Here is a 15,006-nt window from a genome sequence, read left to right as displayed (position 1 = left end):
CCATCCGTCACGTGCCCGCCTCCACATCCCGCCAGCCGTCGACGCAGCCCCTCGCGGTAGCGGCTCGCGCGGTCCTCCTCGCGCTGGTCGCCGCCCTGACCCTGTTCGCCACCCGTGACGCCGCCCAGCTCTGGTGGATCGCGCTGCTGGGCGTCGCGGGCCTGCCCGCCGTGCTCGCACCGCAACACCGGCTGCTCGCCCCGTTCAGCCGCTTCGCCGAGGTGGTGGTGCTCGGGCTGGCCGCCAGCCAGGTCGCCGCCGACACCCACCTCACCGGCGTGACCGGCGGGCTGGGCGCCTCGGCGGTGCTGCCGTACCTCGCCGTGCCGGTCACCGTGACCGCGCTGAGCCGCCGGTTCCGCGAGGGCGCCGCGCTGCTCGTGGTCGCGGCGGCGACGCTGCTGGCCAGTGCCGCGTTCACCAAGGTCGACGGCGGGCCGCAGCTCGGCCAGGTCGGCTACCTCGCGGTCTGCGCCCAGTGGCTGATCCTGGCCGGGCTCGGCCTCTACACCGCGGGCACGCTCCAGCGCGTCATGCGGGTGCGCGGCGAGGGCAAACCCCAGCCGTACGCCGAGGCGACCCGACTGCTCACCCAGCTCCGTACGGTGGCCCGGCAGTTGCCCGGCGCGACCCTGGACCCGGGTGGCATCTCCGAGCACCTGCTGGAGGAGCTGCGGGTGGTGGCCAAGACCGACCGGGGCGCGGTGCTGTCCGCCAGCGGCGGCGGCCGGCTCGTGGTGCTCGCGCAGATCGGCGCGGACCGGGTGGACTGGGAGACCACGCTCGACGCCGACTCGGCCATCGCCGACGCCTGGGCCAGCCAGCAGCCGACCGTCTCGTCGCGCTCGCAGGCCCGGTCGCGGCGCTCCGGCGAGGTGTCCGCGCTGATCGTCCCGCTGGTGGCGGGCGTACGCACTGTCGGCCTGGTGGTGATCGAGGCGGACACCGCCGCCGCGTACCCGCCGCCGGTGGTGTCCCGGGTGACGGCGCTGACCGGCCCGGCGGCGCTGCGGCTGGAGGCGGCGCTGCTCTTCGACGAGGTGCGCTCGCTGGCCACGAACGAGGAGCGGCAGCGGCTGGCCCGGGAGATCCACGACGGGGTCGCCCAGGAGCTGGTCATGGTGGGCTACGGCATCGACAACGCGCTGGCCACCGTGCACGAGGACGCGGACGAGACCGCCGACTCGCTGCGTACGCTGCGCCAGGAGGTCACCCGGGTGATCACCGAGCTGCGGCTGAGCCTGTTCGAGCTGCGCAGCGAGGTGGACCGGCACGGCGGCCTGGCCGCCGCCATCGCCGAGTACGCCCGCACCGTCGGCGCCTCCGGTGGCCTGCGGGTGCACCTGTCACTCGACGAGTCCACCGCCCGGCTGCCCGCCGCCACCGAGGCCGAGTTGCTGCGGATCGCGCAGGAGGCGGTGACGAACGCCCGCAAGCACGCCGGCGCCTCGAACCTGTGGGTCACATGCGAGGTGGATCCCCCGTTCGCCCGAATCGAAGTGTCGGATGACGGTCACGGCATCGGTGACCAGCGCCCGGACGGGCACTATGGCCTTGCGATCATGGCGGAGAGGGCGGAACGTATCCGAGGCCGGTTGGAGATCAGGCCGCGGCAGCCGAGTGGGACGACTGTGGCGGTGGTGCTCGGTTCGTCGCCCCGGCGCGATAAGGTGCGCGGCAGCGCCGCAGCAGCAGAAGGGGAGTAACCCGAGGATGACCAGCAGTCCGACACCGGCCACCCGTACCAAGGTTCTCCTGGTCGACGACCACGACCTCATCCGCAAGGGGCTGCGTCACGCGTTCGAGCGCGACCGTCAGTTCGAGGTCGTGGGCGAGGCCGCCACCGCCGCGGAGGGCGTGCGCCAGGCCGGCGCGCTCCAGCCCGACGTGGTGATCATGGATCTGCGCCTGCCCGACGGCAGCGGCCTGGAGGCCACCCGCGCCCTGCGCAAGTCCAGCGCGTCAATGGGCATCGTCGTGCTCACCATGTACGCCGGCGACGACCAGCTCTTCGGCGCCCTGGAGGCGGGTGCGAGCGCGTTCGTGCCGAAGACCGCCCCGGCCGACGAGGTGGTGGCCGCCGCCCGGCACGCCGCCTCCTCCCCCAGCGCGTTCACCGCCGCCGACCTGGCCGAGGCGATGAAGCGCCGGCTGGCGCCGTCCGGCCCGCAGCTGTCCCCCCGCGAGGGCCAGGTGCTGCGCCTGCTCGCCGACGGCATGAGCGTGGCCGGCATCGCCAAGCAGCTGTTCGTCAGCGAGTCGACGGCCAAGACCCACATCTCCAAGCTCTACGAGAAGCTGGGCGCGGCCAACCGGGCGCAGGCGCTGATGACCGCGCTGCGGCTGGGGCTGCTGGAGGCCCCGGACGCCCCGAAGTTCTGACGCACCGCCGCGAGAGGCCCCGTCCGCCACGGACGCGGGCCTCTCGCGGCGTTCACGCCATGCGTGGTCGCGTACGGTGAACGGCCGGACGCGTAGCGACGGCGGTCTTTGCACCGCGACGGCGGAGGGGCAGAATACCCGGGTGGTCCACGCGGCGGCGGGGACCGCGTGTCGCCGACACCCGAGGGGCAGGACATGCAGCGGCCGGACTGGGCACCCGAGACGATCGACATCGAGCGCCCCAGCGTCGCCCGGATGTACGACTACTACCTCGGCGGCTCGCACAACTTCGCGGCCGACCGGGCGGCCGCCCGCGCGATGGTGGAGGCGGTGCCGGAGGCGCCGCTGATGGCCCAGGCCAACCGCGCGTTCCTGCGCCGGGCGGTGCAATACCTGGCCCAGGCCGGCGTCCGCCAGTTCCTGGACATCGGCTCGGGCATCCCGACCGTCGGCAACGTGCACGAGATCGCCCAGCGGATCGATCCGGAGTCGCGCGTGGTCTACGTCGACGTGGATCCGGTGGCGGTGGCGCACAGCCAGGAGATCCTGGCCGGCAACGGGAACGCCGCCGTGCTCCAGGAGGATCTGCGCAGGCCGGAGGCGATCCTGGCGCACCCGGAGGTCACCCGGCTGCTGGACTTCACCGAGCCGGTCGCCGTGATGATCGTGGCGGTGCTGCACTTCATCCCGGACGCCGACCGCCCCGAGGAGATCCTCCGGACGCTGCGCTCGGCGCTGGCGCCCGGCAGTCACCTGGTGCTCTCCCAGGCGAGCGAGGACGGCCGCGCCGGCACCGGCGAGCGGGCCGAGGCGGAACGGGTCTACCGACGCACCGACAGCCGGCTCTGGATCCGCAGCCGGGCCGAGCTGACCGCGCTGTTCGACGGCTTCGAGCTGGTCGACCCGGGCGTGGTGTGGGTGCCGCAGTGGCGGCCGGACTCCCCCGACCAGGCGGAGAACGCCGAGCGGGCCGTCTTCATGGGCGGGGTGGGGCGGCTCGGTGCGTGACGACGCGGCCCCCTGCCGCCCGGGCGTCTTCGCCCGGGCCTGGGCCAAGGCGGTCTCCGGCACCAGCTACCTGCCGATGACCCAGTCGCAGCTCGAGGAGATGCTGCAACGGCTCACCGAGCGGCTGGCCGAGGCGCTGCTGGCCGAGCCGTTCGACCTGCGGATCGGCCAGCAGGTCGGCGCGGAGCTGGTGCAGGCGCACATCGCCTCCGCGGAAGGGCTGGGCCGCACCGTCGAGGTGATCCAGCTGCGCCTGGTCCGCGACCTCGACCTGGTCGTCGACGACGTCGAGGACCGGATGGCGCGGCTGCTCGCCACGGTGGCCACCGGGTACGCCCGCGCCCTGCGCGACCGCACGCTCGACGAGCAGGAGTCCATCCGCCGGGCCGCCATGATGGCCCGGGCGCAGGCGGAACGGGCACTGCGCGACAGCGAGGCCCGGTTCCGGCACCAGGCCACCCACGACCCGCTCACCGGCCTGCCGAACCGCACGCTGTTCACCGAACGGCTGACCGACGCGATCACCGCGCCCGGGCGGGGCGCCGACCGGGTCGGTGTCTGCTTCCTCGACCTGGACCGGTTCAAGGTCGTCAACGACTCCCTCGGCCACCAGGTCGGCGACTCACTGCTGGTGACGGTGGCCCAGCGTCTGCACCGGGCGCTCGGTGAACACCTGGTGGCCCGGCTCGGCGGCGACGAGTTCGTGATCCTCGTGGAACGCACCGCCGGCACCGACGACGCGGTGAAGGTCGCCGAGGCGGCGCTGGCGACGGTACGCGAGCCGGCGCTCGTCGAGGGCCACGAGCTGACCGTGTCCGCGAGCATCGGCATCGTGGAGCGGCCGGTCGCGGGCACCTCGCCGATGGATCTGATGCGCGCGGCCGACAGCACGCTGCACTGGGCCAAGGCCGCCGGCGGGGCCCGCTGGTCGTTGTTCGACGCCGACCGCAACCGCCGGGAGCTGGCCCGGTACGCGCTGTCCGCGGCGATTCCCGCCGCGCTGGACCGGGGCGAGTTCTACCTCGACTACCAGCCGCTGACGTCGTTGCGGGACGGGCGGGTGCTCGGCATGGAGGCGCTGGTGCGCTGGCGTCACCCGGAGCTGGGTGTGCTGCGGCCGGACAGCTTCATCCCGCTGGCCGAGGAGACCGGGTTGATCGTCCGGCTCGGCAGCTGGGTGCTGGCCGAGGCGTGCCGCGAGGCGGGCAGCTGGCCGGGCGTGGACGGGGACGCGCCGTTCGTCAGCGTCAACCTCGCCGTCCGGCAGTTGCACCGCAGCGACCTGGTGACCGAGGTACGCGGCGTGCTCGGGCACACCGGCCTGCCGCCGCACCGCCTGCAACTGGAGATCACCGAGAGCACCATGATGAGCACTGTGGTCGAGCCGGTGCGGGCCCTGCGGGTGCTCCGCGACCTCGGTGTCCGGATCGCCATAGACGACTTCGGCACCGGGTACTGCAACCTCGCGTACCTGCGGGACCTGCCGGTCGACGAGTTGAAGGTGGCGGGCGAGTTCGTGACCGGCCTGCGCGCGCCGGGCAGCCGCACCGACGAGCGGATCCTCGCCTCGCTCGTCTCGCTGGCCCACGCGCTGGACCTCACCGTCACCGCCGAGGGCGTGGAGACGGCCGACCAGGCCGACCGGCTGCGCGCGATCGGCTGCGACGCCGGTCAGGGCTGGCACTTCGGCCGTCCCGGCGCGGCCGCGCCGCACCTGGGCCGGGTACCCGCCCACGTAGACGCCGCCTCCTGACCCGGCCGGCGCCGCTCCTGACCGGCCGGCCCGCCGCCTGATCCGGCCCGCGCCGCCTGATCCAGCCGGCGCGCGGGATCCGGCCAGCGCGCGGTCAGCCGGCCAGCAGGGCGGCCATCCGCTGCGCCTGCGTCTCCCAGCGCCATTCCCGCTCCACCCAGGCACGGCCGGCGGCGCCGAACTGCCGGGCCAGATCCCGGTCGGCGAGCAGCGTGGCCACCCGGTCGGCGAGCTGCGCCACGTCCCGGCCGCCGACGACGTACCCGGTCTCCCCCTCGCGGACCGCGTCCGGGGCGCCACCGGAGTCGCCGGCCACCACCGGCAGTCCGGTAGCGCTCGCCTCCAGGTAGACGATCCCGAGACCCTCCACGTCCAGGCCCCGGTTGCGGGTGCGGCACGGCATCGCGTAGACGTCTCCGGCCGCGTAGTGGGCGGGCAGCTCGGCCGAGGGCACCGACCCGGTGAAGACCACGTCGCGTTCCAGCCCGGTCTGCCGGGCCAGCTTCTCCAGCGTCGAGCGGTACGGTCCGCCGCCGACCACGAGCAGCGCGGCGTCGGGCACCCGGCGGCGGATCGCCGGCAGCGCGCGGATCAGCATGTCCTGGCCCTTGCGGGGCACCAGCCGTGACACGCACACCACCACCGGGCGGTCGGCCAGCCCGAGCCGCGATCGGACCTGCCGGCCGTCGACGTCCGGGTGGTAGGTGTCCACGTCCACGCCGGGTGCGAGCCGCCGCAGCTCGGTCAGCCCGTCCAGCACGCGGGCCAGCCGCTCCCGGGTGTACTCGCCGAGGTAGGTGGTCACGTCCACGCCCCGGCCGATCCGGCGCAGCGCCGACCGGGCGCCGGGCAGCGCCGCCCAGCCGACCTCGTGCCCGTGGGTCAGCGCCACCGCCCGGCGGATCCCGGCCCGCCGCCGCAGGCCCGCGGCGAGCAGCCCCAGCGGGGCCGCCGCGCCGAACCAGACGGTGTCGCAGTCGTACGCGCGGGCCAGCCGCGCCGCCCGCCGGGCGATCAGCGGGGTGGGCAGCAGCACCCGGGTCCGCTCCCGGACCACCTCGAACGGCTGGTCGGCGTCGAACTTCTCCGCACCGCGCCAGCTCGACGCGTACACCACGACCGAGCCGGGCGGCTGGCGCACCGCCAGGTTGTGGACGAACGACTGGATGCCGCCGGGGCGCGGCGGGAAGTCGTTGGTGATCAGCAAGGTGCGGCTCATCGGCCGTGCTCCCTGGCGTAGGCGCGGGCGGCGGCCATCCGCTCCACGGTGGACGGGTGGGTCGCCGACCAGAGGCGCTCCCAGCGCGGCGGGTCGGGGTCGGCCAGGTTGACCCCGGCCAGCCGCCGCTGCATCGCCTCGAACGTCGCGGGGTCGCCGGTGAGCGCCAGCGCGTGGGCGTCGGCCCGGGACTCGATCCGGCGGGAGACGAGCGCCTGTGCCGGCGTGGCGAGCAGGCCGGCGACCGTGACCAGCGCGATCAGCAGCGGGAACGCCCGGGGCTGGGCGATCGAGTCGACGCCCGCGAGCCGCAGCAGCGGCGTCCAGGACCCGATCAGGTAGAGCGCCACCACCGCGGCGGCGGCACCGAGCGCGCCGAGCAGCGTGCCGGTCCACACGTCCCGGTCCTTGGCGTGCCCCAGCTCGTGGGCGACCACGCTGGTCACCTCCGCCGGCTCGGCCTCGCGCAGCAGCGTGTCGTAGACGACCACCCGGCGCGTCGGGCCGAGCCCGGAGACGTAGGCGTTCACCGCGCTGGTACGCCGGGACGCGTCGGCGACGAGCACGTCGCGCACCGGCACGCCGTCCCGGGCGGCCATCGCGGTCAGCTCGCTGCGCAGCGGGCCCGGCTCCATCGGGGTGAACCGGTTGAACACCGGCTCGACGAGCACCGGCAGCACGAACGACAGCACCACCACGAGGACGGCCGCGCCGGCCGCGCCGAACGCCCACCACCAGCGCGGGGCGAGCCGGACCACGGTGTAGAAGCCGAGCAGGACCAACGCGCCGATCACCGCGCTGACCGCGTACGACTTGAGCAGGTCGACCGCCCAGCCACCCCAGCTCTGGGTGCTCAGCCCGTAGCGAACCAGCACGGTACGGCGCCAGGCCGCGAACGGCAGCGTGAGCAGGTCGGCGAGGAACATGACGGCCAGCCCGCCGAGCACCGCCTGCGCGACCCAGTGCCCGCCGAAGGGCCGGCCGACCAGTTCGACCAGGCGGCCGCCCAGCGGGGTCAGCCCGAGCAGCAGCGCCACCACCAGCCCGACCGCGAGCGCCGACCAGGCCGCCGGACGCAGCGCGCCGTGGAACTCCCGGCCCCGGGCCACCTGCCCGGCCGGAAGGTCCCGCAGCGCCGCGAGCTGGTCGGCCCGGGGCGCCGGCGGCCGGCTCCACGGCACCAGCAGCACCACCGCCACGAGCAGCGCGACCGCCAGGCCGCCCAGGGTCAGCAGCGCCCAGGCACGCGGGGTCACCGAATCACCCCGCCGTGGTACCCCGTCCGCGTCATGCCGCTCCCCTCCCGCCGTGACCGCCCATCATATTGACCGGCGGCGCACCGCCCCGCCTCAGTCCCGACGGGCGTGCGCCGCCGCCGCGACGAAGGCCGCCGCCGCATGGATCACCACGAGTCCCGCGACGGCCCAGACGGGTGTGGGGGCGCCGGCGCAGATGAGGCCCACGGTGACGGGGATTCCCAGCAGCACCAGAAGGATCGCGCCGCCGAGGTAGCCGCTGCGCGGTGGGTCGTACCGGGCGCGGTCCACCGCTGCGGCCGGAACGAGGTCGGCCTTGGCTTCCAGGTATGCGCTTGCCCGCGCAAGCTGTGAAGCCCTGCGGCCGGCCTCGGCGCGTACACGGGCGAATTCATCCCCGTACGCCGCGAGACCGGTGTGCTGAGGATCGACCGCGTACCAGCCGGTGTGCTGGGCGAGGTCGTAGGCGGCACGGATCTGGGCGGCGAGTGTCTGCCATTCCCTGACGCCGGTCCGTGTTCCGAGTTCGGAGAGCCGGTTCAGGACGACGGTGAGATCCGCGTCGCCACGGTTGCCGGCCGGGATCGGGTCGTTGGTGAAGAGCAGGACGAGCCGCCTCAGGTAATCGGTGAGATCGGCCCAGCACTCCGCCGCGTTCCGCCCGTTCTTCTCCGTCGCCGTCGGCAGCTCCTCGTCGAGTTCGGCCAGCAGTGGCTCGGCTTTGAGCAGAGCGAGCCGGCGCTGTTCCAACTGCCTGACGCCAATGGCACGCAGCAGTGTCTCCGCGTCCGCGGCCGCCTCCCTCAGCGCCGCGCGGTCCGGCGACTCACCGCGTTTGGGGAGCAGGTCCTGCCGCCCCGCCGCTTCCAGGTGCAGGTAGGCCAGTCCCCACCTGAGATTCCACTCTTCTTCGTCACCGCCGCAGTACTTGGCCACGGCCACCACGACGGCACGCGACTTGAGCACCTCACCCCGGCAGGCACCTGCCACGCCCTCGACAGAGCGGTAGATCGCCCGGGCGACCTCGTCGAACGACCGGTCGCCCACCAACGCGCGGAGGTCTTCCGCGAGCACTCGCAGGTGCGGATCGAGACCCGCGCGGTCGAGTGGCTTGCGCGGGCGCCCGCGCTTCCCGCCGTGCTGCACCGCCATCTGCTGACCCATCGAGGCAGGAGGAACGGATGCCCTGTCGGCCTCAGGCTACGCGCGGGAGCAATCGGCCGGCGTTCCGGAGCGCCGGCCGCCGCTCCGTGGAAAATTCCTGACCTGCGCTTTCTGCGCGCTCGCGCAGGCGTGGAAAAAGCTCGGCTCTCAGCCCGTCCGGCTGCGGCTACAACCGAATCACACCCCCCGAGCGGCGGGGCAGAGGACTCTCGAAAGGTAAGGCCATGAGCACGGACCGGACGCTGCACCGCAGCCGCCATCTCGACGTGATCGTCTTCCTGGCCGTTCTGGCCACCGGCATCCTGCTGACTCTCATCGGCACCCCGACCAGCGACCTGGTGACGATCGCCACCGCCCTCTCCGGGCTCTATCACACCTGGAACACCAGGCGGCTCGCCCCGCTTCCGTCGGCGAAGCAGACCCGAGACCGGACGGTGCCGGCTGACCCGAAGGGGCCGCGGCCGGACCCGCGCCGACGGTGACCCGCGGACCCTCGCCTCGGCGTACGCGGCGGCGGCAGCGGGCAGCGGGCGTGTCAGGCGATCCGGCGACGGCCGGGACGGCGGGGTGCCGGCGCCCGTGTCGCGGCGGGCACGGGCGCCGCGACCGGCGCGGGTGGCAGCACCTCGACCTCGAATCCGGCCCGGGCGAACACCTCGATCGCCCGGTGCTCGGCCGGACCCAGGTCGGCCGGGTCGGAGTCGAGCAGTGCGGTCACCAGGCAGCCGGAGCAGCCGGCGCCGCGGTTGCCGCAGGTGTCGCAGTCGATCAGCATCAACGCCTCCTGACGGGTCGCCGGTGGCGGTCGGGGAAGGAGCCACCACCGTCGGTCACCACGACGCTAACGCTCGGGTACGACAGAACCGGACAACGAGGCAGCAGCCGCCGCGAACACGAACCAGTACACCGAAGTGGCGCGATCGGCACGCACGCGACCCCGCCACCGCACCGAGCTGGAGCCGATCAGGCAGCGGGAGGAGGAGCGGGCTCAGGACCGGGCGAGGCGCCGCAGCAGCGAGTCGGCGCCCAGCGGGTACGCGCCGTGCCGGCGTACCCCGTCGGCGACCTCGCGGTCGGAGGACACCACGACCACCGGCCGCCCGGACGGCTCGGCACGCACCAGACGGCGGATCAGCTCGTCGGCGGTCTCGCCCTTGCGGGAGAACAGCACCCGCACGCCGCGCGGCGCCGGGGGCAGGCCGTGCATCCGCTCCGCACCGTCGAAGACGACAGTGACCTCGTCCCCGGTCTGCGCGGCGATCCCGCCCAGCCCGGTGATCAGCCGCTTGCGCTGCTGCTCCAGCGACATCTCGCCGAAGCCGCGCTTCGTCACGTTGTAGCCGTCCACCACCAGGTGCGCCCGCGGCAGCGCGAGCAACTGGTCGAGGCGGGCCGGGTCGTCGGTGTCGCGGGCCCGCGTCGACGGCCCGGCCGGCGCGGTGCCCGGCTGCTCGGCGAACGCGTCGGCGACGAAGTCGGCCGGGAGCTTGTCCACCGGGTCGAGCGCCAGCTCCCGGCGCAGCCCCACGGCGGCCTGACCGATGGTCTCCAGCAGCAGCCACAGCCGCGCGTCGTCGACCGAGCGGGCCTCCTTGGCGCTGGCCCGGGCCACCCCGGCGGCGGCCTCCGCCTCGGCCAGCCGGGCCCGGGCGCGGCGCAGCTCGGCGTCCGCGTCGGCGGCGGCGCGGGCCGCCCGCCCCCGCTCGGTGGCGAGCAGCTCGGTGGCCTTGCGCTCGCGGGCCTGGGTCTCCCGCAGGGTACGTGTCAACTGGCGGGCCTCCTCGCGGAGCTGACCCAGCTCCTCCCGGACCCGGGCCAGCTCGTCGCGCAGCTTCTCCGCCTCGACCCGGGCCACGGCCCGGTCGTGCTCAGCGCGGGCGGCCCGCTGCTCGGCCTCGCGGACCAGCTCGGCCACGACCGCGCTGTCGGCCTCGGCGCGTACCGCCTCGCCGCTGGCCTCGATCAGTTCCCGCCAGCCCCGGGGCCGGGCCAGGTAGGCCAGGGCGGCCACCTCGACCGGGTCGGCGGCGGCCGGCGCGGTGCCCTCGACCACCGCAGCGCCCAGGTCACCGGCGTCGGCGAGCACCCGGGCGGTGATCCGCTGCCGGAACAGCGGGTCGGCGGTGAGCTGGGCGGCGATCGCTGGCGCGCCGAGGCGGGCCCGGCGGTTGGGGGCGAACTTCGCGACCCGCCGCAGTGGCACCGGCACCTCGTCGGCGGGCAGGCCGGGCAGCACGGCGGCGGTGAGCGTGACGATCCGCTGCCGGACCGGCTCGGGCAGCACGGGCTCGGGTTCGGCAGCGGGCGGTGTGCCCTCGTCAGCGGGCACGCCGACCACCGGCTCCTCCGCGGAGGAGTGGTCGTCGTACGGCTCGGTGAGGGGCATGAGGCAAGTCTCCCACCCCGAACGGGCCCACCGCCCGGTGAGTGAGCCGATCTCTCATCGTACCCCCGTGGTATCTCCTGGGGCCGCAGTGACAGGAGTGTCGGACCGTGCCGCTAGCGTCCCGCGGGTGACACGAGCGGAGTACGTCCAGGAGTCGCTGGCCGGCCTGGACCCGGCGGGCAGCGGTGTCGACCCGGCGCTGCCGCTCTACGCGACCACCTTCGTCGTGGTCGACCTGGAGACCACCGGGGGCGCGCCCGACGGCGGCGGGATCACCGAGATCGGCGCGGTGAAGGTCCGTGGCGGGGAGGAGCTGGGCGTGCTCGCCACACTCGTCAACCCGGGCGTGCCGATCCCGCCGTTCATCACCGTGCTCACCGGCATCACCCAGGCCATGCTGCTGCCCGCCCCGCCGATCGAGCAGGTGCTGCCGAGTTTCCTGGAGTTCATCAGCGACGCCGTGCTCGTCGCCCACAACGCGCCGTACGACGTGGGTTTCCTCAAGGCGGCCTGCGCGAAGCACGGCTACCGCTGGCCCAACCCCCGGGTGCTGGACACGGCCGCGCTGGCCCGGCGGGTGCTCACCCGCGACGAGGTGCCCAACCGCAAGCTGGGCACGCTCGCCGCCTACTTCCGCACCGCCACCCAGCCCAACCACCGGGCGCTGGACGACGCAAAGGCCACCGTCGACGTGCTGCACGGGCTGATCGGCCGCCTCGGCGGGCACCGGGTCGACACGGTCGGCGAGGCGATCGAGTTCGCCCGCGCGGTCACCCCGACCCAGCGCCGCAAGCGGCACCTCGCCGACGGGCTGCCCAAGGTGCCGGGCGTCTACATCTTCCGGGCCGCCGACGACCGGCCGCTCTACGTCGGCACGTCCGGCGACATCGCCACCCGGGTCCGCAGCTACTTCACCGCCGCCGAGAAGCGGGCCCGGATCTCCGAGATGCTCGCCGCAGCCGAACGGGTGGAGGCGGTCGAGTGCGCCCACTCACTGGAGGCGGAGGTCCGCGAGCTGCGGCTGATCGCGGCGCACGCGCCGCCGTACAACCGCCGGTCGAAGTATCCGGAGCGCCAGGTGTGGCTGAAGCTCACCGACGAGGCGTACCCCCGGTTGTCGATCGTGCGCGACATCGCGCCCACCGACACGGCCTACCTGGGGCCGTTCCGGTCCCGGCAGGCCGCGGAGCTGGCCGCCGCCGGCTTCCACGACGCGGTGCCGCTGCGGCAGTGCACGCACCGGCTCTCCCGGCGCACCACCCTGCCGGCCTGCGCGCTGGCCGAGCTGGGTCGCTGCCCGGCGCCCTGCGAGCACCGGATCACCCCCGAGGAGTACGACGACCGCGCGGCGACCCCGTTCCGCACCGCCACCAGCGACGACCCCGGTGTGGTGGTGGACGCGCTGCTCGCCCGCATCGAGGTGCTGTCGGCCGCCCAGCGCTACGAGGAGGCGGCGGTGGTACGCGGCCGGCTGGTGGCGGTGCTGCGCGCGGCGGTCCGGATGCAGCGGCTGGCCGCGTTGACAGGCATCGCCGAGCTGGCCGCCGCCCGCCCGGCCGCCCGGGGCGGCTGGGAGCTGGCGCTGGTGCGGCACGGCCGGCTCGCCGGGGCCGGGGTGTCCCCGCCCGGTGTCCACCCGCGACCCACGATCACCGCGATCCGGGCCACCGCCGAGACGGTGCTGCCCGGGCACGGTCCGGTGCCGGCCGCGACCGCCGAGGAGACCGAGCGGATCCTGTCCTGGTTGGAGCGACCGGAGACAAGGCTGGTCGAGACGACCGCCGGATGGGCCTCGCCGGTGGCCGGCGCGGGGCGTTTCCGCGACCTGCTGGCGAAGGCGGAGGGTGGCGGATCCGCCAAACTCTCGACCGAACGCTCATGACCAACTGACCGATCGGACTACCTCGCCTCCCTTAGTCTGTTAAAGGAGTGCAGACCTGCCCGATTCGCGGGCTCTGCTCCCGGCCGCCGGTTCCCGGTGGCCGAGGGCCGGGGTGAGGAGGTGTCCCAGGTGGACGTCGACGCCGGACACGGCGCCGCCCTGGGTGGCGCGCTCCCGACCCAGGGCGAGTTGCCGCTCACCCGCCGCCTGCGTTCCCTGCTCACCTGGCCCACCGCTGACGGCGACCCGGTCACCACACTGGTCCGCGCCCATCGCGGCATCCATTCGAGCGCCGACGCCTCGGTGCTGCGCCGGGCCTACACGATCGCCGAGAACATGCACCGCGGCCAGTTCCGCAAGAGCGGCGAGCCGTACATCACCCATCCGCTGGCGGTGGCGCAGATCTGCGCCGACCTCGGCATGGACACCATCACGCTGGTCGCCGCCCTGCTGCACGACACGGTGGAGGACACCCGCTACACGCTCCAGGCGCTCCAGGAGGACTTCGGCCGCGAGGTCGCCCACCTGGTCGACGGCGTGACCAAGTTCGACAAGGCGTTCTACGGCAAGGCCGCCGAGGCGGAGACCGTCCGCAAGATGATCGTGGCGGCCGGCAAGGACGTCCGGGTGCTGGTGATCAAGCTGGCCGACCGGCTGCACAACATGCGTACGCTCGGCGTCCGTTCGGCGGCGTCCCGGGAGCGGATCGCCCGCAAGACCCAGGAGGTGCTGGTCCCGCTCTGTGACCGGCTGGGCATCCAGACGCTCAAGCGCGAGCTGGACGACGTGGTGCTGCTGCACCTGCGGCCGGAGGAGCACGCGCGGATCGCCCGGTTCGTGCACGACCGGCCCGGCTGGGACGCCTACCTCGCCGACGTGGTGGCCCGCACCCGGGTGGCGCTGCGCCGCAACCGGGTCGACGCCGAGGTCTCCCCCCGCCCCCGGCACCTCTACTCGATCTGGAAGGACACCGTCGCCGGCGACCACGCCGCCCCGTACGACCTGCCCCGCATCGCGATCGTGGTGGACGGTCCGGCGACCGACTGCTATGCCGCGCTGGGCGCCGTGCACGGGCTATGGCGTCCGGTTCCGGGCCGCTTCAAGGACTTCATCGCCTCCCCGAAGAACAACCTCTACCGGTCGCTGCACACGAGTGTCTGCGGGCCGCAGGACCGCACCGTCGAGGTGCTGATCCGCACCGCCGAGATGCACCGCTCGGCGGAGTACGGCGTGGCCGCCCACTACCGTTTCCCCCGCACCGCGGGCCGGGCCGTCGACCGGACGGACGAACTGGCCTGGCTGCGCCGGGTGCTCGACTGGGAACAGGAGACGGTCGACCCGACACAGTTCATGGAGTCGCTGCGCTGCGACCTGTCCGAGGCGCAGATCCAGGTGGTCGCCGACGGGCGGCAGGTGGTGCTGCCGGCCGGCGCGACCCCTGTCGACCTCGCGTACGAGCTGGGCACCGAGCGCGGCGACCACTGCCTGGCGGCCCGGATCAACGGCCGGCTCGCGCCGCTCGCCTCCGAACTGGAGGAGGGCGACGTGGTGGAGATCTTCACCGAGAACGACGCGGAGAGCGGATTCGAGGCGGACGTGGCCCCGCGCGGCCCGCGCCGGGAGTGGCTGGGCTTCGTCAAGTCCCCGCACGCCCAGATGCAGATCAACCGCTGGTTCGCCGAGCACACCGAGCCGGGCATCTCGATCGCCGACAAGGTCCGGCTCGGCCGGGCCTCGATCGGCCTGGCGTTGCGCAAGCACAACCGGGGGCTGGCCAACGACCTTCCGCTGCTGCGGCTGTCCGAGGAACTGGGCTACCCCGACCTGGAGACGCTGCTGGTGGCGGTCTTCGACCGCACCGTCGAGCCGGACACGGTGGTCCAGCAGCTGATCGATCTGGTCGACCACAGGCAGTAGACGGAGCCGGCCCGCGCCCGGACCACTAGCCTGAACGGC

At 74.2% G+C, this 15,006-nt stretch carries 12 protein-coding genes; 7 read left to right on the top strand and 5 right to left on the bottom strand.

The window, feature by feature from the left end:
- Positions 1-11: 11 nt before the first annotated feature.
- From AB0D28_RS00435 to AB0D28_RS00420, 4 genes are all read left to right on the top strand, one after another.
- Positions 12-1,706, top strand: coding sequence for a GAF domain-containing sensor histidine kinase (locus tag AB0D28_RS00435; RefSeq protein WP_357380650.1), 1,695 nt, complete (start codon positions 12-14; stop codon positions 1,704-1,706).
- A gap of 7 nt (positions 1,707-1,713) precedes the next feature.
- Positions 1,714-2,382, top strand: a complete 669-nt coding sequence (locus tag AB0D28_RS00430) for a response regulator transcription factor (protein ID WP_013287678.1) — start codon at positions 1,714-1,716, stop codon at positions 2,380-2,382.
- 195 nt (positions 2,383-2,577) lie between these two features.
- Complete coding sequence (locus AB0D28_RS00425) at positions 2,578-3,390, top strand: SAM-dependent methyltransferase (protein ID WP_357380647.1); 813 nt, start codon at positions 2,578-2,580, stop codon at positions 3,388-3,390.
- Positions 3,391-3,466: 76 nt separating this feature from the next.
- Positions 3,467-5,143 carry a bifunctional diguanylate cyclase/phosphodiesterase gene (locus AB0D28_RS00420; RefSeq protein ID WP_357381158.1) on the top strand — a complete coding sequence of 559 codons (1,677 nt, stop codon included), beginning with the start codon at positions 3,467-3,469 and terminating at the stop codon, positions 5,141-5,143.
- Between the two features lie 94 nt (positions 5,144-5,237).
- Here the strand turns inward: AB0D28_RS00420 and AB0D28_RS00415 are convergent, their stop codons facing one another.
- From AB0D28_RS00415 to AB0D28_RS00405, 3 genes are all read right to left on the bottom strand, one after another.
- Positions 5,238-6,362, bottom strand: coding sequence for a glycosyltransferase family 4 protein (locus AB0D28_RS00415; RefSeq protein WP_357380645.1), 1,125 nt, complete (start codon positions 6,360-6,362; stop codon positions 5,238-5,240).
- A complete protein-coding gene (locus AB0D28_RS00410; protein ID WP_357380643.1) occupies positions 6,359-7,618 on the bottom strand; it encodes a M48 family metallopeptidase in 1,260 nt (419 codons plus the stop codon). Before AB0D28_RS00410 ends, AB0D28_RS00415 begins: the two co-directional genes overlap by 4 nt.
- Positions 7,619-7,711: 93 nt before the next feature.
- A complete protein-coding gene (locus AB0D28_RS00405; protein ID WP_357380641.1) occupies positions 7,712-8,782 on the bottom strand; it encodes a hypothetical protein in 1,071 nt (356 codons plus the stop codon).
- A gap of 224 nt (positions 8,783-9,006) precedes the next feature.
- On the opposite strand from AB0D28_RS00405, the gene AB0D28_RS00400 reads away from it, so the two are divergent.
- Positions 9,007-9,264: a hypothetical protein gene (locus tag AB0D28_RS00400; protein ID WP_357380639.1), complete on the top strand. Its 258-nt coding sequence runs from the start codon at positions 9,007-9,009 to the stop codon at positions 9,262-9,264.
- A gap of 53 nt (positions 9,265-9,317) precedes the next feature.
- On the opposite strand, the gene AB0D28_RS00395 is transcribed toward AB0D28_RS00400, so the two are convergent.
- Both AB0D28_RS00395 and AB0D28_RS00390 read right to left on the bottom strand, forming a co-directional pair.
- Positions 9,318-9,557, bottom strand: coding sequence for a hypothetical protein (locus AB0D28_RS00395; RefSeq protein WP_357380637.1), 240 nt, complete (start codon positions 9,555-9,557; stop codon positions 9,318-9,320).
- 213 nt (positions 9,558-9,770) lie between these two features.
- On the bottom strand, positions 9,771-11,168 hold the full coding sequence (locus tag AB0D28_RS00390) for an NYN domain-containing protein (RefSeq protein ID WP_357380636.1): 1,398 nt from the start codon (positions 11,166-11,168) through the stop codon (positions 9,771-9,773).
- A gap of 127 nt (positions 11,169-11,295) precedes the next feature.
- Between AB0D28_RS00390 and AB0D28_RS00385 the strand changes: the two genes are divergently transcribed.
- Complete coding sequence (locus AB0D28_RS00385) at positions 11,296-13,050, top strand: DEDD exonuclease domain-containing protein (RefSeq protein WP_357380633.1); 1,755 nt, start codon at positions 11,296-11,298, stop codon at positions 13,048-13,050.
- A 129-nt stretch (positions 13,051-13,179) separates the two neighbouring features.
- Positions 13,180-14,967: an HD domain-containing protein gene (locus AB0D28_RS00380; protein WP_357381156.1), complete on the top strand. Its 1,788-nt coding sequence runs from the start codon at positions 13,180-13,182 to the stop codon at positions 14,965-14,967.
- Positions 14,968-15,006: the final 39 nt, after the last annotated feature.

Source organism: Micromonospora sp. NPDC048169 (assembly GCF_040652815.1).
Lineage (GTDB): Bacteria > Actinomycetota > Actinomycetes > Mycobacteriales > Micromonosporaceae > Micromonospora.
The sequence above is the reverse complement of the archived record's forward strand: the minus strand, read 5'-3'. Positions and strand labels throughout refer to the sequence as shown.

Coding starts and splice junctions, on each gene's coding strand:
- AB0D28_RS00430 (WP_013287678.1), top strand. CDS start 1,714: ATGACCAGCAGTCCGACACCGGCCACCCGTACCAAGGTTCTCCTGGTC.
- AB0D28_RS00425 (WP_357380647.1), top strand. CDS start 2,578: ATGCAGCGGCCGGACTGGGCACCCGAGACGATCGACATCGAGCGCCCC.
- AB0D28_RS00420 (WP_357381158.1), top strand. CDS start 3,467: ATGACCCAGTCGCAGCTCGAGGAGATGCTGCAACGGCTCACCGAGCGG.
- AB0D28_RS00415 (WP_357380645.1), bottom strand. CDS start 6,362: ATGAGCCGCACCTTGCTGATCACCAACGACTTCCCGCCGCGCCCCGGC.
- AB0D28_RS00405 (WP_357380641.1), bottom strand. CDS start 8,782: ATGGGTCAGCAGATGGCGGTGCAGCACGGCGGGAAGCGCGGGCGCCCG.
- AB0D28_RS00400 (WP_357380639.1), top strand. CDS start 9,007: ATGAGCACGGACCGGACGCTGCACCGCAGCCGCCATCTCGACGTGATC.
- AB0D28_RS00395 (WP_357380637.1), bottom strand. CDS start 9,557: ATGCTGATCGACTGCGACACCTGCGGCAACCGCGGCGCCGGCTGCTCC.
- AB0D28_RS00390 (WP_357380636.1), bottom strand. CDS start 11,168: ATGCCCCTCACCGAGCCGTACGACGACCACTCCTCCGCGGAGGAGCCG.